This is a genomic window from Photobacterium sp. GB-1 (assembly GCF_003026165.1).
In the GTDB taxonomy this organism is placed as follows: Bacteria; Pseudomonadota; Gammaproteobacteria; order Enterobacterales; family Vibrionaceae; genus Photobacterium.
On sequence record NZ_PYOB01000001.1, the window covers coordinates 389,353 to 410,216 of the forward strand.

General features: G+C 40.2%; 17 protein-coding genes. 6 read left to right on the forward strand and 11 right to left on the reverse strand.

The window, feature by feature from the left end; all coding sequences use genetic code 11:
• The first annotated feature begins 69 nt into the window (after window positions 1-69).
• Together C9J45_RS01625 and asnB are read left to right on the forward strand one after the other, a co-directional pair.
• Complete coding sequence (locus C9J45_RS01625; protein ID WP_107245596.1) at window positions 70-1,662, forward strand: cation:proton antiporter family protein; 1,593 nt, start codon at window positions 70-72, stop codon at window positions 1,660-1,662.
• A gap of 320 nt (window positions 1,663-1,982) precedes the next feature.
• On the forward strand, window positions 1,983-3,653 hold the full coding sequence (gene asnB, locus C9J45_RS01630) for an asparagine synthase B (RefSeq protein ID WP_107205560.1): 1,671 nt from the start codon (window positions 1,983-1,985) through the stop codon (window positions 3,651-3,653).
• Window positions 3,654-3,731: 78 nt separating this feature from the next.
• On the opposite strand, the gene C9J45_RS01635 is transcribed toward asnB, so the two are convergent.
• The 4 genes from C9J45_RS01635 to htpG form a co-directional block, all read right to left on the reverse strand.
• Window positions 3,732-5,036 (reverse strand): inosine/guanosine kinase, encoded by a 1,305-nt coding sequence (locus C9J45_RS01635; protein WP_107205559.1) that lies wholly within the window; start codon window positions 5,034-5,036, stop codon window positions 3,732-3,734.
• A 147-nt stretch (window positions 5,037-5,183) separates the two neighbouring features.
• Window positions 5,184-6,161, reverse strand: coding sequence for a ferrochelatase (gene hemH, locus C9J45_RS01640; protein WP_107205558.1), 978 nt, complete (start codon window positions 6,159-6,161; stop codon window positions 5,184-5,186).
• A gap of 224 nt (window positions 6,162-6,385) precedes the next feature.
• A complete protein-coding gene (adk, locus tag C9J45_RS01645) occupies window positions 6,386-7,030 on the reverse strand; it encodes an adenylate kinase (RefSeq protein ID WP_105060657.1) in 645 nt (214 codons plus the stop codon).
• Window positions 7,031-7,171: 141 nt separating this feature from the next.
• Window positions 7,172-9,073 (reverse strand): molecular chaperone HtpG, encoded by a 1,902-nt coding sequence (gene htpG / locus C9J45_RS01650; RefSeq protein ID WP_107205557.1) that lies wholly within the window; start codon window positions 9,071-9,073, stop codon window positions 7,172-7,174.
• A gap of 193 nt (window positions 9,074-9,266) precedes the next feature.
• Here htpG and C9J45_RS01655 point away from each other — a divergent pair, with 193 nt between their 5' ends.
• Window positions 9,267-10,136: a transcriptional regulator gene (locus tag C9J45_RS01655; protein WP_107292078.1), complete on the forward strand. Its 870-nt coding sequence runs from the start codon at window positions 9,267-9,269 to the stop codon at window positions 10,134-10,136.
• Window positions 10,127-10,672 (forward strand): regulatory protein ToxS, encoded by a 546-nt coding sequence (locus tag C9J45_RS01660; protein WP_107205555.1) that lies wholly within the window; start codon window positions 10,127-10,129, stop codon window positions 10,670-10,672. The genes C9J45_RS01655 and C9J45_RS01660 overlap by 10 nt, the downstream gene beginning before the upstream one ends.
• 72 nt (window positions 10,673-10,744) lie before the next feature.
• Here C9J45_RS01660 and recR read toward each other — a convergent pair whose 3' ends face one another.
• From recR to C9J45_RS01685, 5 genes are all read right to left on the reverse strand, one after another.
• Window positions 10,745-11,344 carry a recombination mediator RecR gene (recR, locus tag C9J45_RS01665; RefSeq protein WP_107205554.1) on the reverse strand — a complete coding sequence of 200 codons (600 nt, stop codon included), beginning with the start codon at window positions 11,342-11,344 and terminating at the stop codon, window positions 10,745-10,747.
• Between the two features lie 3 nt (window positions 11,345-11,347).
• Window positions 11,348-11,677, reverse strand: coding sequence for a YbaB/EbfC family nucleoid-associated protein (locus C9J45_RS01670; protein ID WP_107205553.1), 330 nt, complete (start codon window positions 11,675-11,677; stop codon window positions 11,348-11,350).
• Window positions 11,678-11,714: 37 nt separating this feature from the next.
• Complete coding sequence (gene dnaX, locus C9J45_RS01675) at window positions 11,715-13,937, reverse strand: DNA polymerase III subunit gamma/tau (RefSeq protein ID WP_107205552.1); 2,223 nt, start codon at window positions 13,935-13,937, stop codon at window positions 11,715-11,717.
• 276 nt (window positions 13,938-14,213) lie between these two features.
• A complete protein-coding gene (apt, locus tag C9J45_RS01680; protein WP_005370463.1) occupies window positions 14,214-14,759 on the reverse strand; it encodes an adenine phosphoribosyltransferase in 546 nt (181 codons plus the stop codon).
• 130 nt (window positions 14,760-14,889) lie between these two features.
• Entirely contained in the window at window positions 14,890-15,324 is a 435-nt protein-coding gene (locus C9J45_RS01685; protein ID WP_107292079.1) for a YbaN family protein, read from the reverse strand.
• A gap of 571 nt (window positions 15,325-15,895) precedes the next feature.
• Between C9J45_RS01685 and C9J45_RS01690 the strand changes: the two genes are divergently transcribed.
• Window positions 15,896-16,243 carry a hypothetical protein gene (locus C9J45_RS01690; RefSeq protein WP_005370461.1) on the forward strand — a complete coding sequence of 116 codons (348 nt, stop codon included), beginning with the start codon at window positions 15,896-15,898 and terminating at the stop codon, window positions 16,241-16,243.
• 78 nt (window positions 16,244-16,321) lie between these two features.
• Here C9J45_RS01690 and C9J45_RS01695 read toward each other — a convergent pair whose 3' ends face one another.
• On the reverse strand, window positions 16,322-16,960 hold the full coding sequence (locus C9J45_RS01695; protein ID WP_107292080.1) for a DUF2057 domain-containing protein: 639 nt from the start codon (window positions 16,958-16,960) through the stop codon (window positions 16,322-16,324).
• A 126-nt stretch (window positions 16,961-17,086) separates the two neighbouring features.
• Window positions 17,087-18,073: a porin gene (locus C9J45_RS01700; protein WP_107205548.1), complete on the reverse strand. Its 987-nt coding sequence runs from the start codon at window positions 18,071-18,073 to the stop codon at window positions 17,087-17,089.
• 699 nt (window positions 18,074-18,772) lie between these two features.
• On the opposite strand from C9J45_RS01700, the gene dinG reads away from it, so the two are divergent.
• Window positions 18,773-20,851, forward strand: coding sequence for an ATP-dependent DNA helicase DinG (gene dinG / locus C9J45_RS01705; RefSeq protein WP_107259378.1), 2,079 nt, complete (start codon window positions 18,773-18,775; stop codon window positions 20,849-20,851).
• Window positions 20,852-20,864: the final 13 nt, after the last annotated feature.

Below are 20,864 nucleotides of genomic sequence, written 5' to 3' on the forward strand. Positions count from 1 at the left end.
ACGCCCCTAATCTCATCAGCTTCACACTATTTCTCCAGATTGTTATCTTGCAAGGATGTTGTACAAGATATGGAATTTATCTACATACTTACCGCTTTTATCATTGGTTTTATTGCTCTACGTTGCAAACTCCCCCCTCTTGTGGGTTTTCTTGTTGCAGGCTTTAGTCTTAACAGTTTTGGCTTTACTTCTACACCTACTTTAGAAACCTTAGCTAACTTAGGGGTAACACTGCTTCTTTTTACCATTGGTTTAAAGCTGGATGTGAAGTCCTTACTTAAAAAAGAAGTTTGGGGTGGTGCTACCTTACATAATCTCTTATCAACAACCTTATTTACCCTCTGTTTATTGGTATTAAAACAGCTTGGTTTAACCATGTTCAGCGACATGGCGTTAAGCCAATTAATTCTTATCGGGTTTGCGCTGTCTTTTTCCAGTACAGTATTTGCCATTAAGCTGTTACAAGAAAAAGGCGAGTTAAATGCAAAGTACGGTACCGTCTCTATCGGTATTCTGGTCATGCAAGATATCTTCGCCGTTATATTCTTGACTATCTCAAGTGGAAAAATGCCAGAAGTGTATGCGCTTGGACTTTTCGCCCTACCGTTAATTCGCCCTATCCTATACAAGATCTTAGACAAAGCAGGTCACGGTGAAGTACTGGTACTCTATGCCATTACTCTTGCGCTAGTGCTCGGTGCAGGGTTATTTAAACTGGTTGGTATGAAGCCTGATTTGGGTGCGCTATTGATCGGGATGCTAATGGCAGGACACAGTAAGTCTTCTGAAATGGCAAAATCACTCTTTAACTTTAAAGAGCTGTTACTTGTTTGCTTTTTCTTAAATATTGGCCTGTCAGAAACCCCGACGCTTAATGGGTTACTGATGGCATTTGTTTTACTACTCTTATTACCGCTTAAAGGCATGTTGTATTACGGCATATTCCATTTGTGTCGTTACCGTGTCCGTACCTCAATGCTCGCGACGTTAACACTATTTAATTACAGCGAGTTTGGTTTAATTGTCGGTGGTGTGGCTTATAAGCTAGGACTATTACCGGGTACTTTTTTAGTGGCTATCGCTATTGCCGTTTCTTTTTCATTTTTGCTCGCAGCCCCTCTCAACAGCGTGAGCCATAAACTTTATACAGAAGCATCAAAATGGCTAAAAGAATTTGAACCAGAAAAACTCAACGCCGATGACAAACTGATCGATCTTGGACAATCAAAAGTGTTAATTCTTGGTATGGGTCGAATAGGCACGGGGGCATATGATGAGTTACAAGCACGTTACGGCAAGCAAATCATAGGCGTTGAAACCCGAGAGGAATCCGCAGAGAAGCAACGCAAAGAAGGACGTAATGTTATTCAAGGCGATGCGACTGATCCTGATTTTTGGGCGCGGGTGATCAGCAAAGAACGTATAACACTTATTTTATTAGCAATGCCTCATAGTCAGGCGAATGTTTATGCCTTGGAGCAAATTAAAGCTCGTCATTTCCAAGGTAAAATAGCAGCAATTGCTCAGTACAATGATGATGAAGAGTTACTGTATGAACAAGGTATTGATGCCGTCTTCAACATCTTCAATGAGGCTGGCAGTGGTTTTGCTCGTAATGTATGTGATCACTTAAAGCCAGACATAACAGCAATCAAATCATAATCCTATAAGTACGCCCCCTTATTTCGCAGCAAAAAATAAACAGTGGTAACAACTACTGTTTATTTTTTTTAAACAAAAAGCCAAACAAATTAGATTTAATTCAGTTAAAGGCGCTTTTACTGAATGATATTCACCTAAGGCGTTTTATTTTAATCGATTGAAGATTTTTTATTGCAATTTACTTCAGAATACGCAATTTTAACAATCAAAGAGAAACGCACATAAATAAAAAGTTTTATTTTCATTATATAAACCTTTCGGTTACATCTGTGTTTCTAAGATTTATGGATATAAAAAGATAACGTTGGAGTGGTATTACTATGTGTTCTGTATTTGGGATCCTAGACATTAAAAGCGACGCAGCAGCATTGCGTCCTATCGCATTAGAAATGTCGAAAAAGCTTCGTCACCGCGGCCCAGACTGGTCAGGTATTTATGCATCAGAACATGCCATTCTTGCGCATGAGCGTCTAGCGATTGTTGGCTTAAACAGTGGTGCACAACCGCTATATAGCCCAGATAAAAAATTAATTCTTGCGGTTAACGGTGAAATCTACAACCACAAAGAAATCCGTGCTCGCTATGAAGGTAAATACGATTTCCAAACAGATTCAGATTGTGAAGTTATTCTTGCGCTATACCAAGATATGGGCGAAGAGTTACTTGAAGAGCTTAACGGTATTTTCGCCTTTGTACTGTACGATGAAGAAAAAGATACTTACCTTGTAGGTCGTGATCACATTGGTATTATTCCGTTGTACCAAGGCTTTGACGAAAACGGTAACTACTATGTTGCATCAGAAATGAAAGCGCTGGTACCTGTGTGTAAAACAGTGAGTGAATTCCCTCCTGGTTGTTACTACGGTAGTGCTGATGCCGAGCCACAACGGTATTACACCCGTGATTGGAATGAATACGCAGCCGTACAAGGTAACTCAACCAGCAAAGAAGAATTAACTGAAGCATTAGAAGCCGCTATTAAGCGTCAGTTAATGACAGATGTACCTTACGGTGTACTACTATCAGGTGGTTTAGATTCATCAATTACATCAGCTGTGGCAAAACGCTTTGCTGCAATGCGTATTGAGGATAATGACCAATCTGAAGCATGGTGGCCTCAACTTCACTCTTTTGCCGTGGGTCTTGAAGGTGCACCTGATTTAAAAGCAGCGCGTGAAGTTGCAGATAAAATTGGTACCGTTCACCATGAAATGACTTACACGATTCAAGAAGGTCTAGATGCTATCCGTGATGTGATTTATCACATTGAAACTTACGATGTGACAACCATTCGTGCTTCTACCCCAATGTTCCTAATGGGTCGTAAAATCAAGGCAATGGGTATCAAGATGGTACTTTCTGGTGAAGGTGCAGATGAAATCTTTGGTGGCTACTTATACTTCCATAAAGCACCGAACGCGAAAGAGTTCCATGAAGAAACTGTACGTAAATTGCTTGCTCTGAACATGTTTGACTGTGCACGAGCAAACAAATCGTTAGCGGCATGGGGTGTTGAAGGCCGAGTACCATTCCTAGATAAAGAATTTATCGATGTGGCAATGCGTCTGAACCCTGAAGATAAAATGTGTGGTAACGGTAAGATGGAAAAACACATCTTACGTGAGTGTTTTGAGCACTACTTACCAGAATCTATCGCATGGCGTCAAAAAGAGCAGTTCTCTGATGGTGTAGGTTACAGCTGGATTGATACGCTAAAAGAAGTGGCTGAAGAAAAAGTAACGGATCAACAGCTTGAAACAGCGGCTTACCGCTTCCCTTACAACACACCAACAACCAAAGAAGGTTACGCATACCGTGAGATCTTTGAAGAGTTGTTCCCGCTAGAAAGTGCGGCAAAATGTGTACCGGGTGGTCCATCGATTGCTTGTTCAAGTGCAAAAGCGATTGAATGGGATGAGAGCTTTAAGAACGCAGCAGACCCATCAGGTCGTGCAGTAGCAGCTGTACATAACGAAGCTTATAAAAAATAAGTTTGCTCTAAACTGCAGCTAATAAAAAACCGCCAAGCACGAAAATGTGTTGGCGGTTTTTTTATATCTATATGAAACTTAACGTTCCCAGTATGCTTCTTCCAAACTATCTTCACGCTCTGGCAGACCACGAGATAAACGTGGAGAATACTGAGCCAAGACTTCGTAGCTTACACGGTTTGAATATAAACAAACCTGTGAGAACGATGAATAAGTTAGGAAAGAATGTTGGTGCTTACTCGAGTTCGGCACGTTTTCTTTATGGTAGCGGTTTGCAGACATATCATGCAGTAATGCTGAAAGTGCACCATCACCAGCACCGTTAGTATTCTTAATACGCTCAGGACCGCCCATATAAGGAGCAATATGTGAATACGCCTTAATTGGATTCTCACACGCCGTTTTAAGCATTGGTCGGCTAAATTCATAGCGGTTAAACTCAGCAATATCACCTGGAAGTAACGGTAAACTTGTTTCACGCTTAGCGTTATCATCAGTGTAACCTGCGGTATATAAACCTACAGGGCCTGCAGTACAAAGAACAAGATCAACCCATTCTAATGCTTTATCAGCTGCTACAAGCGGATCAGACTCACCAGTTAACGCTTCACCTTCATCTTCATTCATTGCAACAACTGTTACATGATCACGAAGGAAGTCGCGCCACCATTGTGGATCGTCTTGAATAACGAACTTTGTACCTAATGTTAATACCACGGGTACATCGTATTTTTTCGCATATTCAATGGCGCGCATTGTTGCCGCTGGCATAGGATCGCCAGGCTTACAACGCACTAAATACGCCGTTAACACAAGTGCAGACGCATTTTCAAACACATGTTCAGGAATGCTATCAGGTTCAAGTTGGTTCATCTTACCTTCGTTGATAGCGAAGGTACGTTCACCGTCTTTTGAAATAAGAGCAAAACAACGACCAATAGGACCGTCAACAGGTTGAAGGTAGTTCATATCCATACGACTTGATGTATTACAAAGGTAACGGTACGCGTAGCTACCGATCTCAATGTCTTTACTCATCACGCCTAAAAGAACAGATTTATCATCCGCTAACACAGAATAGTTGTGTAGCGTATTACCAATCGTGCCACCAGCAAACTCGTGAGTAACAAGGTTGTTCTCTTTTAGCTCTTGATATAGCGCTTCTGCTTTTTCATCAGTAATAACCAACGAATGGCCTTTACTTAACTCATAGCGTTCCAGGAATTCATCATCCACATAAGCTTCAATATCTACCAATGTTTGGTCAATACCTACAACATGAGTACGTGCTAGACGCTTCTCTTGTTTCGTTTGACTTAAAAGTGGATCGCGAGCATGTACCGGAAAGTAATGCTTAGATTTTCGTTGGCCTGGAAATTTCATGTCTATGCGCTATCAAGTTGTAAATTTTGCGAATTCTATCACAGAATATAGAACATAAAAGCAAAAGCTCTCATTGGTTTTGAGATATATCAACGCAAATGAGAGCGTAAACGTTATCGTCAATGTAAGTTACAGAATAAAAACTGACTATTCCCAACCTTGAACATGTTGTTTCACCAAGTTTTCCATCATTGTAATATGTGCCTGGCTATCATTAAGGCAAGGGATCAAATTAAATTCTACCCCACCCGCTTCAATGAACACTTCTTTGCACTGCTCTGCAATTTCTTCAAGGGTTTCTAAACAATCAACAGAGAACGCAGGACACATAACATCAAGGCGTTTTACGCCTTTCTCAGCCAATGATTTTATCGTGCCTTCCGTATACGGTTTTAACCATTCTTCACGTCCAAAAATAGACTGATAGCTCATGCTCATTTTTTCACGCGGCATCTCAAGCATCTTCGCTAATAGCTCCGTTGTACCATTACAATGATCGGGATACGGATCGCCATTATCAGCATAACGTTTAGGAATACCGTGGTATGAACATAATAAGTAATCAGGCTCGCCTTTTTCTGCCCACACCGTTTTAGCCGTCTCGGCTAACGCTGAAATATAATCAGGGTGATCGTAATAATGATTAATAAAGCGCAACTCTGGGATATACGATATGGACTTTAAGTCTTTCGCAATACGATCAAATACAGCAGCTGTGGTAGTACCTGAATACTGAGGATATAACGGTAAAACTAAAACCTTATCACAACCTTGCTGCTTTAGACGCTCCAAACCAGCCTGAGTACTCGGGTTACCATAAGTCATACCCAGTTCAACTGGGACTTGAAGTATCTCTGTTAATGCTTTTTGTTGGCGTTTTGAATACACCATCAATGGTGAGCCATCTTCCATCCAAACAGATTGATATAATTTAGCAACTTTCGGTGAGCGAATCGGCAAAATTACGCCGTGTAAAATGGGGCACCATAACCAGCGAGTCATATCGACGACACGGTGATCGTGTAAAAATTGAGATAGAAATTGTTTCACCCCAGCCGCCGTCGGTGCATCAGGCGTACCTAAGTTAACTAACAATACACCGTATTTTTTATTGTCTTTATTCATCGGTTTTCGCTCTTATCTGTCCTAAACCAAGCTTTCTGATCAAAAAATATTAATCATGCAACCGAAGCTAAACGAAGGCTGATCGCTTTTAGATCACTTTGATCAGAAAAAGACGTATCCCGCCTTTATTAACCCCTATTTAAACCATAAAAAAACGGACTATACCAATAGGTAAGCCCGTTTTTTTCATTGTTACAAGCTATCTAAAACAGCCTATATCAATATTAAGCTAATGCTTTTTCTAGCTCAGCGCTCACTTCAGCAACAGGAAGTGTACCATCAAACTTAAGGTATTTCGTGTTACCCGCTGCCGCTTCTTTACCATAGTACTCGATAAGAGGTGCAGTTTGTGTGTGGTAAACATTTAGACGTGCACGAACTGTTTCTTCTTTGTCGTCTTCACGGATAACAAGATCTTCACCTGTTACGTCATCTTTACCTTCAACCTTTGGTGGGTTGTAAACAGCGTGGTAAGTACGACCAGAAGGAAGGTGAGCACGACGACCCGCCATACGCTCAACGATCACATCGTCAGCCACATCAAACTCGATAACGTAATCAACGTTAACACCGTTTTCTTTTAGACCATCAGCTTGAGGAATTGTGCGTGGGAAACCATCTAGTAGGAAGCCTTTTGCGCAATCATCTGCCGCAATACGCTCTTTTACAAGACCAAGGATGATATCGTCAGATACCAATTGACCTGCATCGATCACTGATTTCGCTTGCTTGCCTAGTTCAGTACCCGCTTTGATAGCTGCACGTAGCATGTCACCAGTTGAAATTTGAGGAATACCAAACTTTTCCATGATGAATTGAGCTTGAGTACCTTTACCTGCACCTGGAGCGCCCAGAAGAATGATGCGCATTGTGATCCCCTTTAATAGAGTGGAATTTTTGCAAAAAAGTGAAAATACACTGAATAAGCGAGACTCGCAAGCCCAGTACAATGACTGGGCTTGGTTTACATGCTTTATCAGAATAGTATTTGATACAAGCAAGTTATTTGGTTATTTAATCAGCAACTTGTTAATTGCAGCAAGGAACTGAGAAGGATCTTCCATTGTACCGCGTTCAGCTAACATCGCTTCACCGAGCAAGAATTCAACCCAACGACCAAACACTTCTTCATCTGCTTCATCTGCCATTTTCTTAACCAATGCATGCTCAGGGTTTAATTCAAAAATGTATTGAACCTCTGGCGCATCATGACCCGCTGCTGCTAGCAGTTTCGCCATTTGGGTACCCATTTCGTTTTCATCTGTCACAACAACTGCTGGTGTGTCATGAAGTTTGAACGTTGCACGTACATCTTTTACACGTGTGCCTAAGTAACCTTTTGTTCGCTCAGTCACTGAAGCAAACTCTTTTTCCGTCTCTTTTTGCTTCTCTTTCACTGCTTCATCGTCAAAGCTTGAAAGGTCAAGATCAGATTTAGTAATCGCTTGGAACTGCTTGCCTTCAAATTCTGGCAAGTGGCCCATTAGGTACTCATCAATACGATCGTACATCAAAATCACTTCCAACCCTTTAGCACGGAATTGCTCTAGGTGTGGGCTATGTTTCGCTGCATTAAAATTATCTGCGGTTAGATAATAAATCTTATCTTGGTTTTCTTTCATGCGGCTCACGTAATCGGCAAGCGATACTGTTTGCTCTTGTGAGTCATTTTCTGTTGAGCTAAAGCGTAGCAAGTTGGCAATTTTGTCACGATTCGCAAAATCTTCAGCTAACCCTTCTTTTAATACCTGACCAAACGCTTTCCAGAACGTCTGATACTTCTCAGCATCATTTTTCGCCATACGCTCAAGCATTTGCAACACACGCTTGGTACACGCTTTACGTAGCGCTTGAGTTACCTTGTTATCTTGTAGAATTTCGCGCGATACGTTCAGTGGCAGATCGTTTGAATCAATTAAGCCGCGCACGAAGCGAAGGTATGTCGGCATAAACTGCTGTGCATCATCCATAATAAATACACGTTGTACATACAGTTTTAAGCCATGCTGACCATCACGATTATTCAGATCCCAAGGTGCCGTCGACGGGATGTAAAGCAGACTAGTGTAATCTTGCTTACCTTCAACGCGGTTATGTGACCATACCAAAGGCTCTGCGTAATCATGCGCAACGTGATTGTAGAATTCTTTATATTCTTCCTCACTGATATCGGACTTATTACGTGTCCACAATGCTTGGGCCTTATTGATCTGATCCCACTTTGTTCCTGTTACTTTACCTTCTTCGTCTTTTTCTTCGGTTTGAATAAGAACAGGAATACCAATATGGTCTGAATACTTACCCACGATTTCACGTAAGCGATACTCATTTAAAAACTCTTTATCATCTTCACGTAGATGCAAGATAATATCAGTACCACGATTCGCTTTAGTGATAGTTTCAATACTGTAATCACCTTCACCAGCAGACTGCCAACTTACCGCTTCATCAGCCGCAACATCAGCTGCACGTGTATTAACCGTTACCGAATCTGCCACAATGAATGCTGAGTAAAAACCCACACCAAACTGACCAATTAATTGCGAATCTTTACTTTCATCTTCTTTTAGCTGAGAGAAGAACTCTTTCGTACCTGATTTAGCAATTGTGCCTAAATGCTCAATCGCCTGCTCACGAGTCATACCAATACCATTATCACTAATAGTTAATGTACCCGCTTGCTCATTGATTGATAACTTAACGCATAGGTTAGAATCGTCACCATACAAATCAGACTGTGATAAGGCTTTAAAACGTAGCTTATCTGCCGCATCAGACGCATTTGAGATCAATTCACGTAAGAAAATCTCTTTATTCGAGTAAAGTGAATGGATCATTAGGTGAAGTAATTGTTTTACTTCCGACTGAAAACCACGAGTTTCCTTATTTTTATCAACTACTTGCTCGCTCATCTCTACTCCATTGGAAATTGTTAGGTGTTATTTTTAAGATAAATATGGTCAAACGGTATAATTTCAACCTAAAATAACACGATTTTTATTTTTTATATTTTTTCAGATTCCGTTTTATATTTTTAGATTAAGAAACCATTCAGCAAACTTATAGAACAATGAATAATTAGAAGATCATTGCTAAGGTTAAAAAATGCCCACACACGCAAAAAAGTTTTTAATCGGACAACGATTCATTTTTGATCCAAACGATAACAGTTTAATTGATAAACTAGAAAATAATGAGTTAATTCGTTTAGGCAGTAATGAAAGCCGCGCCTTGAGTCTTCTAATCGAAGATCCAAGCCTCATTATTACTCGCCAGCGTATTCACGATTATGTTTGGCGCGAACAAGGCTTTGAAGTCGATGACTCAAGTTTAACACAAGCTATTTCAACGTTGCGTAAAGCACTAAAAGACTCAACCAAGTCGCCTGCATTTGTAAAAACTGTGCCCAAACGTGGTTACCAAATCATTGCCACTGTCGATCCCTATGTCGATGAAGAAGACATGGATTCTAATGTTGCAGCCCAAGAAACTTTACCGCATCCAGAACATATTTCCCCTCTTGATACACCAAGTGTTGATGTTACAGATAGCAAGATCGTTGAACAAATAACAGAGGCTGAATCATCGATACCACCCTCGATAGAAACCAAACCGAAGATAACATGGCTTGGTTGGATAGCACTGGCGATCGCTTTAATATTACCGGTTGTTGTTAATTTAAGTATGCCCCCAAAATCGGCTGCTTTTCGTCCACTTCTTCAAGTTGAGGGCGTAAAAATTTATACGCCAATTAGTAATCCAGTGATGAAAGATTGGAACAATATGATCAGTAGTTGCGTCAGTGATTATTTGAAAAATCATCAGGATGAAGGTAAACCAACCGAAGTCATCGTCACTGGTGGACAAAATAATCAACTGTATTTGAATTACTTACATAGCAGCAGTGTACCAATGGAAAACATCACCTTACGTTTACTGACTAGCCATGAGGATAATGTGAAATTATGCCAGTAAATTCTCCTATTACCTTCTCGCATATTATTCGTAAGTATTGGCCTTTTGGGATCCTTGCTATTTCTATCACTGTTTGTAGTTGGGTTTATTTTTCAACAGATTACAAACAAGAGCAGCTACTAATGTCGCGAGAATGGCAAAGTACGACATTTAGTCGCATTGAGCCAACACAACTCGATAATTTAGGCACACTACGTAAAGTAAAACAAAGCAGTAATATGGTGTATTTGCCTAACCATACCTATTCACGTATTACGACGTTAGAGCTGTATAGTGAGAAAGCAACGCCCGTAACGATTCATATTTCTGAATCCGGTCAATGGGATGTCAGTGGTGGCTATCTGCTTACTGAGCCCACAGAGTTTAAAGACGTAACATCTGGTACAAATATTGATTTTGATGATAAGCAACTTAATGTTGTAAAAGATATTTTCAGAATGAATGCGCAAGAAAGCCGTCGGATTGATGTGATAAACAAAAATTCACTGTTATTAACCAGTTTGACCTACGGCTCTAATATTCTTTACTCGCTGTAAAAAATACAGGCTTTAAATAACACATAAAAAAACCGCGCTATATGAGCGCGGTTTTTATTTATTCTCGCCAGACTATAAACGCTGACGCCCTGCTAATGAGTGCGATAGCGTTGTACCATCAACAAGCTCTAACTCACCACCGACAGGAACACCATGAGCAATACGGCTCGCCGGTACATCATATTCATGACATAACTCAGCAATGTAATGCGCTGTGGCCTCCCCTTCAACCGTAGGGTTAGTTGCAAGAATTACTTCACTGATATTTTCATGCTGTAATCGATTTTCAAGACGATCAAGACCAATATCAGAAGGTCCAATACCATCAAGTGGTGACAAGTGCCCCATCAATACAAAATAACGGCCAGAAAATTGTCCTGTTGCTTCTACTGCGACAATATCCGCAGGACTTTCAACAACACAAATTAATCCGTTTTCTTGGCGGCGAGGATTTTCACAAATGGCACAAACATCATCTTCAGTAAATGTTCGACAATCACGGCAATGTCCAATTTCAGTCATAGCCTGACTCAGTGCATCTGCAAGTTGTAAACCACCTTGGCGATTACGCTGTAGCAAACTAAAAGCCATACGCTGTGCTGACTTAGGACCAACCCCCGGTAGACAGCGTAAAGCTTCCATTAAATGCTCCAGTAAGTGACTGGTACGCATTAATTAGAATGGCAGTTTAAAGCCAGCAGGTAGGTTCATACCGCCAGTAACTGAAGCCATTTTTTCTTTTTGTGCTTCTTCGATACGACGAGAAGCATCGTTAAATGCTGCTGCGATAAGATCTTCTAGCATGTCTTTGTCGTCTTCCATTAGACTTTCATCAATTTCAACACGACGAACACTGTGGCTACCAGTGATAGTAACTTTAACAAGGCCAGCACCTGATTCACCAGTTACTTCCATGTTTGCTACTTCTTCTTGCATCTTCTGCATACGCTCTTGCATCTGTTGCGCCTGCTTCATCATGTTACCCATGCCACCTTTACCAAACATATCTTTTCTCTCTCTATCTTGGTCTGGTTAAAAACCTTTAAATTGGTCGAACACTGTCTTCATCCAGTTGAGCGGCAAAACGCTGACAAATAAACATCACATTTTGATCGTTATCTAAGCTCTGTTTTGCTTGTAACAGCTTTTGTTGATACAGCTCTTCACGTAATTCTAACGGTGTTTTTCCTTCTTCACCCAGTACGATATTCAACATGACTGAGTGTCCTAATACGGAACTTAATGCACTACATAATTGTTCTTTCGCACGCTCACCATTTAAATGCTGTTGCGCTGCGCGTAAATGCAATGTGATTTGATCACCTTGCTGCTCAAAAGAAGAGTTCAAGGCTAGCTGTTGGATTAATTTACCCACATCCAACTGCGTCACTAAGTTTGCCCAACTATCCTGATTTGCCGCTTCATTGACAAGTATTTTTGTCATTTCAGGTGTTTTTTCGTGCTCTAGTGCTTTCTTTAAAACACGTGGAGCAACATCGACTTTTTTAGCCTCTTCAGCATCCGGTTTTGCTGTCGGTTTCCATCGGTATTCTTGATCTTCTTTCTCTTGTAGCTGTTGTGCTGGGAGATTCGACGTCGGCATCGCACGTGAAACACTCGTAGGTATCGCTTTTTGCTTATTCGCAACACGATCTAATACGGAAGTAGCGACTTTTTTAGCTGACGTCGTTGGCGTCTTTTTTACCGATGAAACCTGTGCATCATCATGACCACGCTGTTTCTGGCTGCGTAACCTATTACGTGCCGCCAATAACCCACTAGCTGGCGAGCCTGAACGTGATGTTTCAGCAGGTGCCGCTGGCATTTCAGGCGCACTCATCGGTTGCGATGCCTGTGATACTGGCTCCTGAGAACGTTGTGGCGCAGCAGGTTGTGATTGAGCGCTTGACTGAGCTGGTCCCACTTGAGGTTCTGGCATCACAGAATGAGGTGGCATTGGCGCCATATTCATCTCTGGATTAATAGCAACATTAGATTGTTGTATTTGATGCGGTGCGACTGGAGATACAGGCTCCGTATGCGTGGCTTGCATCTGCGCTTTTAACGCTTGTACGCGTGAAACACCTTGTTGCCCAGTAGGGTTTGGATTCGCCGCTGGTACTGCCGCGACTGGCTGAGTGCTAGGAACATTGATCGCTTGTGGCTGGATCCCTGATGAAACAACAGGTCTAAATGCCAACATACGCAATAGCACCATTTCAAGTCCAGTTCGACCATCAGGGGCATAGCCTAAATCTTGTCGACCTTGCACCGCAATTTGATAGCATAGCTGCACATCTTGTGGCGTCATCAATTGGCTTAACAAACTGATACGCTCAGCGTCAGGCAAGGCTTCATCTAAACTCGCAGGTAAAGCTTGATACATGGCTACACGGTGCAATTGACAGGCTAATTCACGCAGTAAGCTGTCCCATTCAACGCCAATATTCGCCAGTTCTTGTAAACTGTTCATCGCAATATTTGCATTTGCTTGCGCAACAGCTTCAAGTAAAAATAACGCTTGATCTGTGTCTAATGTGCCAAGCATTGTCGCGACATTATCAATGCCAACTTGGCCGTTTCCCAAAGCAATCGCTTGATCCGTTAAACTTAACGCATCACGCATACTGCCTTCTGCAGCGCGCGCTAATAAACTCAATGCTTTAGCTTCATACTCTACTTTTTCTTCTGTGAGTACTGTTTCTAATTGCGTTTGAATTTGTTGATGATCAAGGTGCTTTAAATGAAACTGCAAACAACGAGATAAAATCGTAACCGGCAACTTTTGAGGATCCGTTGTCGCTAAAATAAATTTAACGTACTCCGGTGGCTCTTCTAACGTTTTGAGTAAAGCATTAAAACTGTGGCGAGATAACATATGTACTTCATCAATCAAGTACACTTTAAAGCGTCCACGAGCAGGCTTATACTGAACATTATCGAGCAATTCACGAGTATCTTCTACTTTGGTACGAGACGCGGCATCTATCTCTAATAGATCAACAAAACGTCCTTCGTCAATTTCACGACACGTTGTACATTTACCACAGGGGGTTGCAGTGATCCCTTCTTCACAGTTTAGTCCTTTGGCGAAAATGCGCGCGATGGTTGTTTTACCCACACCACGAGTGCCACTGAACAAGTAAGCATGATGAAGGCGATTTTGCGTTAACGCATTGCCTAAGGCTGTCAACACATGTGACTGACCAACCACATCAGAAAACTGAGATGGACGCCATTTACGGGCCAGAACCTGATAACTCATTAATAACTACCTTACTCTATCTAGACAGCGTCTTATGAATACACTCGCTTCTATTTCTATTATTCTCTAAACCTTATTTTAGATACCCATAAAACAAATAGTTCGTAGAAAATAAGAGAAATACTAAGACATGGTGTATTGATGGTGAAACCTGCGCTAATGCTAGCATATTGCGTATTTTGGAGCGAGAGAAGAGATAATTGAGAGAGCAATCATTAAGCAAATAAACAGTAAGTAAACATCTGGCTTACTTACTGTTCAATATTCTATTTATACTTAGTGGCCGGGGAAGTCACAAATAGCATATACATTTAAGCCTAAGCCTTGCAGGCGTGCTTCACCGCCGATATCTGGCAAGTTAATAACAAATGCAGCATCATCTACAATACCACCTAAACGACGCACTAAATTCGTTGTCGCTTCAATGGTGCCACCTGTTGCCAATAAATCGTCTACAAGCAATACGCGATCACCAGGTTTAATTGCATCTTTGTGAATTTCTAATGTGTCTTTGCCGTATTCTAACTCGTAACTTTCAGCAATCACTTCACGCGGTAATTTACCTGGCTTACGAACAGGCACAAAACCAACGCCAAGTTCTAATGCTAATGGCGCACCAAACAGAAATCCGCGCGCTTCAGTACCGATAATTTTGGTAATACCTTGATCTTTATACTTTTCAGCTAAAATAGCAATCGTTGCACGGTAAGCTTCAGGCTGCTCCATCAAACTCGTCACATCACGGAATAAGATCCCCGGTTTTGGGTAATCTTGAATTGATTGAATACTATTTTTAATCAAGTTAAGTGTTTCTTGGTTCATAATCGTTTCCGTGCTTTCACAATGCTGATAAGTATCAAGCGAGAAATAAAATGCCTACTCAATCGCAGGCAATATCATCAACTCCGGCAGATAAATATCAAAATTATCTGTCATGAATTATTGTTGCAGTTTATTGGTTTTCCTGCTTGTCAGCAACTAGCTCTGCAGCCATAGTTTTATCAATTACTGTCAACCTATTAAAGAAAAAGAGCAATGTCATCGCCATCACCAACAACATCAATTTATGCCACCATAACGGCACAAGAAAAATAGACAGTGCAAAACTACACACTATCATGATGTTTCCACGACGTTTTACGGTAGAAGAGACAGCACGATGCTGGTACCAATTATCTAAAATCGGTCCAAAGGTAGGATGATGACGTAGCCAATGATTTAAACGTGGTGAACCTCGCATAAAACACGCACTGGCTAGCAGTAAAAATGGGGTTGTTGGCAACAGTGGTAAAAAAATCCCTATCACCCCTAAGACAACACAGGTGGCTCCTGTAACCACATATAAAGATGAGACAACTTTTGTTTTTAAATTGGCATTCTGTCGCATTATCATGCTATTCCTTGTGTCCATTGCTACCTCCATATTGAAGCAAGATATAAGGTTAGTATAGCGATGATTAAAACTTATAAATCAAATAATAAGTAACAAAACAAATTAATCATATGACTAACCTAGTTTAATATAATCCCAAGAGAAGTGAGGTTCGCAGGCAAAGTCGATAGAGCAATTAATAACAACAGACCACAGAAATACTTCACGCTAAACGGGTCTTCAAATTCATGATCCATCTCTACTTCTTTATATAAGATAATTGACAGTGCTGTGACGAAGATACTGAACTTGTTTTTTTTTCTTTATATTTGTTAAAAAAAAATTCTATCTGATAATTTTTTTAGCAAAAACCGAAAGAAAATAGGGTTATTGATATAAATTTACACTAAGACTTGATTCAAATCACAACTCAAAAATGAATATCACCTAAACTAAAAATGAACTTGGGAGGATTCGTTAATATGTAAAATTTCTCGCAACTCTCTTGTTTCATATCAATCCCCATAATTAATGACAGTGATGTTTAATTTTCTCTATTGAATCAATCATTACGGCAATGGTAGACATGAATTATCAACAATTTCAGAGCCCGCTAAATACAGAATTTTTAACCCTAGCGGAAGAATTAAAAAATAAAATACAGCTCAATAGCCTAGTTACTGATCCTGCAAAGATTAATGATGCAGAACTTAACGACCTGATTGCGATGGCGAAAGCATCATTCATTCCTGCTCTTTTTGATACTGCAATTCGTCTTGAAAAAGTAGATGCCGCAGTCTGTTCATTTAAACTCGGTATGTATGGTTTATGTACTGATTGTGAAGAAGAAATTGAATACAGTGATTTAGAACAAGATCCAGCACAACCTCGCTGTAAAGCATGTCGTGAACATAGCCGTTATCACCACGACTGATCTTCATTAATAAATGACATATATAGAAAAAGGCAGCGATAGTCGCTGCCTTTTGCTTTTTACAATGTAGCGCAAGTCTTAATTAAAATCGTGCTCTGCCATCCAAATTTTAAACGCTTTTTTATCGTCTTTAGATGCCTTGCTATACCATAACTTTAATTGCGTTAACGCATCACCCGTGATCTGAACTTTTCCTGTTTTATCATCAACTTCTACCACTGTTTTTTGTAAATCAACAGGGTTACCGTTTTCAATAATGATACCGTTGTTTTTATTATATTCAGCCACAAGTGCCGGCATGTCACTATACGCTCCAAAACCTTCACCAATAAGTTCAACCGCATCTAACGATAATTTCTCACCACCTTCTGTCTCTAATATCCATTTTGGATCGCGGTCAAAATGTGCTTTTGCTTGTGATTCTGTGGTTAAACGTGGCAAGGTGATTTCCGCATCTTGCGAAGTCATATTAATATCAAATAGATATGGACGCGTTGTATAAATTGTTGTTTTTGAGCCACGCTTCACTTCACCATCAAAACGTACCACTACTTGGTGCTTGCCTTCAGATAATTCAATACTTTCAGCATGAGAGAAGCGGCCTGATTTTACTTCCTTACCATCTACAACCAACAACTCAAGATTATTACCTACCGATAAGGTTGCCGCATTAACAGCACCAGAAAATAATGCGACTAGCAATAAGATTTTTTTCATTTTACATCCCTTATATACAGCGTTGGATCATCAAACTCTTTCTATAGCAATTTATATCAACAGCTATAGAAAAAATGTAATAAAAAAGCCGCCAAAATGGCGGCTTATTGGTAGTAAACTCTATAATTAGAATTTAACTTCTAGACCAGCAACGTAACCGAACTCTTCAACTTCGTTGAAGATCTTGTCGTTATCAGCGTAACCAACTTCAGCGTATGCTTTAACATTGCTGTGTAGTTGTTGCGTTACGTTAGCGTATACGTTGTCATGAGAAACATCTTCGTGACGGTCTTTAGCGTGAACATAACCTAGAGCGAACGTTGTTTTGTCTAATGTGTAAGAACCGTTAACTTCGTATAGATCTAAGTCTTTCTGAACTTTCTTAGTATCAGAGTGTTTGTATTTAATTTGACCGAAAGAAGCAGCTAGGTTTACAGCACCGAATGCGTATTCCGCTTCTAGGTTGTAACCACGAACATCATCGCCAGCTTTACCAGGCTTAACAACTGGCTTACCGTCAACTTCACCAAAATTTTCTAGACCTTTGTAGCCAACACGCTCAGCATCGTAACCGTATACACGCACGTCAAGACCAGCAGTACGGAAACCTAAACGACCATCAGTGATCTCTGTTTTGTTATCAGAACCTAAGTTATGAGAAGCAGCAGCGTAGAAAGTACCGTTGTCGTAAACGTACTTAATTGCACGGTCGCCTTCAGTTTGAGCAAAGCTTACTTGCTCTAGACCCATTTCGTAGTCTTTACCAATACCTGAATCATCTGAAACAAGTAATTGACGACCAAATGTTAGCGTACCGAAATCACCTGAGAAACCAGCCCATAGTTCATCATTTTTTACTTCTTTACTTTCGTATTTAAACGCAGTACCAGAAACAACATTTAGATTATCGCTAACTGCAACAGATGCATTTAGAGATAAATCACCGTCATCCAGACGGATTGTTGTATCTTCGTTTTTTGCATAACCGTCATAAACTTGAACTTCAACAGCACCAGATAGGTCAACTTTAACACCGTTTGCGTCATATAGGTTGATGCCTGCATTTGCAGAACCAGCTGTTAGTACAGCAAGAGCTAAAAGAGTTTTTTTCATGATAAGTCCACTGCCTTTCTTTATCTTATTTATGGAGAACCATTCCCGGCACTCCTGTTTATTTTCTCCTTGTTATGCAACAGTTCTAAAAATAAAAAACTAAAATAACAAGGAGTTGGTGTTCGTGGCTCGCATCCTGACAGAAGTTCAATATTTTTGTCAAATTTCATAAAATAAATATAAAAAAATATAAAACGATCATAATTTTCAATCAGTTACAGCAAAGAAATACAAATAACAAACACTATCAAATGGCGCTTTTCCTTTTATTTAAACCATTAAAAAGTGTAAATAAACAGAATAAAAAACTAAAAACAAAACATAAAAATAGGCATTTTAGCTATTTAAACTTTAAAAAACATTTTGAATGGACGATCGTTTCCAGTCGTCATTTATGGTATTTAATATTACAGTTTTCTATTCGCAATCGTGATCCAAAGCACAATACAACTATTATTTTGTCTCCGTATATCGCTCCTATCACTCAAATCAATTCCTTATAAACACCTTTCCTGTCATTCCACCTTTAATACTTGATGAGATTGTTATCTTTGTTTCTTAAATGTCAGTACTAAAACAAACACATCACTTATTATGCACCGTTCAACGCTCTGAATTTCACCTCACTCCACGTTATTCACTTTGAACACCGATACTTCATGCTACAATGCCGTCCCCTGCCATTATGAAATTTCAGCCATGTTACACAGCCAAGTAAAAACCGATATCAAGCAGTGCTATGAGAATTTAGGAAAACAGCTAGATAACTTTATTCCGCGTCGCGCACAAAACTATTTGGTGTCAGAAATAGCAAAAACGCTGGCTGGGGAATACCACAAAAAAAATCGAATGTTAGTGGCTGAGGCTGGTACAGGGATCGGTAAATCTTTAGCCTATTTACTCGGTGGGATCCCTTTCGCGTTATTCAATAATAAAAAGCTATTGATCTCGACAGCAACCGTTGCGCTGCAAGAACAGCTAATCAACAAAGATCTCCCGTTGTTTAATCAAATTTTCCCAAAGGAATTCAGTTTTATTCTCGCCAAAGGGCGTCAACGCTATTGCTGTAACCATAAGTTAGAAGCATGCTGTTCACCTGATGGTGATCCTCAACTCGCCATGTGGGAAGAAAAACCTAAAAAATCTGATCTCGATCTGCTAAAACGAATGCTAAAGGCAACCGAGCAAAAGAAATGGGATGGCGACAGAGACAGTTGGCCAACAACAATTCCTGATCGTGTTTGGATGCAAATTATGGCAGATAAACATAGCTGTCATGCTGGTATGCCTAAACATCGTACATGCCCTTTTGCTAAAGCACGTGAGCACTTAGATAAAGCGGATGTTATTGTGGCTAACCATGCTTTGTTAATGGCTGATATTGAACTAGGTGGTGGGGTTATCTTACCTGAGCCAGAGCAAACCATTTATGTGATTGATGAGGCCCACCACCTGCCACAAGTCGCACGTGACTTCTCATCTGCCGCTGCGAGTTTGAAAGGCGCAGCAAGTTGGCTTGAAAAACTCAATCAAAATGTAAGTAAATACGCAGAGCTCGCTGACTATCAAAAAGCTAATCGCTTTCAAAATGCAATACAAGATAACATCCAGCACTTAATTCCAACATTGAGTCAGATTGCCAATAATATTGATCCCGCTATTTTTAATAAAGATGGCGTGTATCGTTTTGAACATGGTGAATTACCACAATGGTTAGAAGAAGAAGCGAAAGGCTGTAAAGAAGCCAGTAAAAAAGTCATGCAATCATTGGGTAAGATCCAAGATTTAATCTCCGAGCGTACGAAAGAAAACGAAATTATTCCTCGATTAGGTGAGCAAGCACTTACTGAAATCGGTTTTTATCTTCAGCGCGTGGAAAACCTTGAAAAAGTCTGGACACTGATGGCGCAACCAAACAATAAAAAAGGTGCTCCGTTAGCTCGTTGGATAGAAAAAAGTCCTGAACGGGAAAATGACTACATTATTGAAGTGTCACCACTTGAAGTCGGCTATCGTTTAGATCAGTTACTTTGGAGTCGCGCAGCAGGATCTATTTTAGTTTCAGCAACCTTGCGTGCTTTAAACCAATTTAACTTTTTCTGCCGTCAAGCTGGTGTTTCAGAAACGGATGGAACACGCTTTTTAGCACTGGCATCTCCATTTGATTATCAAAATAATGCGCGATTAGTGATCCCCTCTTTAAAAATGGAACCACAAGCCGAAGCATTTACTGACTTATTAATTGAAATATTACCTGAATACCTTGAAGGTGAAACTGCAAGTTTGGTGTTGTTCTCTTCCTATTGGCAAATGAATAAAGTCGCCGATGCATTACGCCCACTAGCGAAAAAGAATAAATGGGAATTATTGGTACAAGGCGAAGAGTCACGTAATGAAACCCTAAAAAAACATAAAGAAAACTGTAAAAGCGGTAAAGCTAGCATCTTATTTGGTACCGGAAGTTTTTCTGAAGGTCTTGATTTACCTGGTGATTTACTAACGAATTTAATTATTACCAAGATTCCATTTGCTGTACCCACATCACCAGTAGAAGAAGCCCACGCTGAATATATTGAAAGCAGAGGCGGAAATCCCTTCTTACAAATATCAGTACCAGAAGCCAGTAAAAAGCTTATTCAATCCGTCGGTCGCTTACTGCGAAAAGAGCAGGACTCTGGTAGAGTAGTGATTCTTGACCGTCGAATTATTACCCGTCGATATGGAAAATCATTATTAGACTCTCTGCCTCCTTTTAAACGGGTTATTGAATATAACTAAATGAATAAAAAAG

Bases quoted from the DNA above. Each gene is read 5' to 3' on its own strand.
- hemH (WP_107205558.1), bottom strand. From the start codon at position 6,161: ATGAATAAAGACAATAAAAAATACGGTGTATTGTTAGTTAACTTAGGT.
- C9J45_RS01695 (WP_107292080.1), bottom strand. From the start codon at position 16,960: ATGAAAAAAATCTTATTGCTAGTCGCATTATTTTCTGGTGCTGTTAAT.
- asnB (WP_107205560.1), top strand. From the start codon at position 1,983: ATGTGTTCTGTATTTGGGATCCTAGACATTAAAAGCGACGCAGCAGCA.
- C9J45_RS01685 (WP_107292079.1), bottom strand. From the start codon at position 15,324: ATGCGACAGAATGCCAATTTAAAAACAAAAGTTGTCTCATCTTTATAT.
- htpG (WP_107205557.1), bottom strand. From the start codon at position 9,073: ATGAGCGAGCAAGTAGTTGATAAAAATAAGGAAACTCGTGGTTTTCAG.
- C9J45_RS01635 (WP_107205559.1), bottom strand. From the start codon at position 5,036: ATGAAATTTCCAGGCCAACGAAAATCTAAGCATTACTTTCCGGTACAT.
- apt (WP_005370463.1), bottom strand. From the start codon at position 14,759: ATGAACCAAGAAACACTTAACTTGATTAAAAATAGTATTCAATCAATT.
- C9J45_RS01690 (WP_005370461.1), top strand. From the start codon at position 15,896: ATGAATTATCAACAATTTCAGAGCCCGCTAAATACAGAATTTTTAACC.
- C9J45_RS01670 (WP_107205553.1), bottom strand. From the start codon at position 11,677: ATGTTTGGTAAAGGTGGCATGGGTAACATGATGAAGCAGGCGCAACAG.
- adk (WP_105060657.1), bottom strand. From the start codon at position 7,030: ATGCGCATCATTCTTCTGGGCGCTCCAGGTGCAGGTAAAGGTACTCAA.
- C9J45_RS01625 (WP_107245596.1), top strand. From the start codon at position 70: ATGGAATTTATCTACATACTTACCGCTTTTATCATTGGTTTTATTGCT.
- dinG (WP_107259378.1), top strand. From the start codon at position 18,773: ATGTTACACAGCCAAGTAAAAACCGATATCAAGCAGTGCTATGAGAAT.
- C9J45_RS01660 (WP_107205555.1), top strand. From the start codon at position 10,127: ATGCCAGTAAATTCTCCTATTACCTTCTCGCATATTATTCGTAAGTAT.
- dnaX (WP_107205552.1), bottom strand. From the start codon at position 13,937: ATGAGTTATCAGGTTCTGGCCCGTAAATGGCGTCCATCTCAGTTTTCT.
- C9J45_RS01655 (WP_107292078.1), top strand. From the start codon at position 9,267: ATGCCCACACACGCAAAAAAGTTTTTAATCGGACAACGATTCATTTTT.
- recR (WP_107205554.1), bottom strand. From the start codon at position 11,344: ATGCGTACCAGTCACTTACTGGAGCATTTAATGGAAGCTTTACGCTGT.
- C9J45_RS01700 (WP_107205548.1), bottom strand. From the start codon at position 18,073: ATGAAAAAAACTCTTTTAGCTCTTGCTGTACTAACAGCTGGTTCTGCA.